Source organism: Aeromicrobium sp. PFPM2_SD2, assembly GCF_057364525.1.
The window spans coordinates 1-1070 of sequence record NZ_JBNFNZ010000626.1 but is presented as its reverse complement, the minus strand read 5'-3'; the positions used below and the strand labels follow the sequence as shown (position 1 = coordinate 1070).

Genomic DNA, 1070 nt, shown 5'->3' with positions numbered 1-1070 from the left:
CGGGGCGGGGCGCGACCGGGTTCACGCGGGCACTCTAGGCCGCGCGGGCGGGCGTCCGGCCCGGGCGTGACCTCGGTCGCACGCCGCGGCCGATCCCTGGACGCCCGTCCACGACCCGGGACGCGCCCCTACGATGACGGCCATGACGTCCCTCCCCCGTTCCCTCGGCGGCGTCCTCGCCGCCTCCGCCCTGCTGCTCGCCACGGCGTGCGCCCCCGCCGAGGAGGAGACCAGCGGGTCGTCCTCGGCCGACGCCACCTGCTCGGTGGACGCGCTGCCCACGGTGAAGAAGGGCACGTTCACCGTCGCCACCGACGACCCGGCCTACGACCCGTGGTTCGCCGACAACGACCCGTCCAACGGGCAGGGCTTCGAGAGCGCGGTCGCGTACGCGGTCGCCGATCGGCTCGGCTTCGGGAAGGACCAGGTCGTCTGGACGAAGGTGCCGTTCAACACGGCCTACCAGCCCGGCGACAAGGCGTTCGACGTCGACATCAACCAGATCTCGATCACCGACGAGCGCAAGCAGGCCGTCGACTTCAGCGCGCCGTACTACGAGGCCGCGCAGGCGGTCATCGTGCTGGAGGACTCCGAGTTCGCCGGCGCGAAGAGCCTGGCCGACCTGGCCGACGCCCAGCTCGGCGCCCAGATCGGCACGACGTCGCTCAAGGCCATCGGCCAGATCGAGGGCGCGAAGGAGCCGCGCGTCTACGACGACACGACCAAGGCCGCCGAGGCGCTGCGCAACGGCCAGGTCGACGGCATCGTGGCCGACCTGCCGAGCGCGTTCTACCTGACCGCCGCCGAGATCGACGGCTCGGTCATCGCCGGACAGTTCCAGGTCGAGGGCGACGCCACCGAGGCGTTCGGCCTGCTGCTGGAGAAGGGCAGCAAGCTGACCCCCTGCGTCGACGACGCCGTCGAGGGGCTGCGCGAGGACGGCACGCTGGCCGAGCTCGAGCAGACCTGGCTCGCCGAGTCGGCGAACGCGCCCGTCCTGAAGTGACCTCCGCCCCGCACGTCCCGAGCGCCCGGCAGGCCGAGCGCGACGCCTTCCGCCGGCGTCGCAC

1 protein-coding gene is annotated in these 1070 nt (G+C 73.0%); it reads left to right on the top strand.

What is annotated here, in order from left to right:
• Positions 1 to 142 precede the first annotated feature (142 nt).
• A complete protein-coding gene (locus tag AC2W7G_RS16975) occupies positions 143 to 1006 on the top strand; it encodes an ABC transporter substrate-binding protein (protein ID WP_485869475.1) in 864 nt (287 codons plus the stop codon).
• The last annotated feature ends 64 nt before the right edge of the window (positions 1007 to 1070 follow it).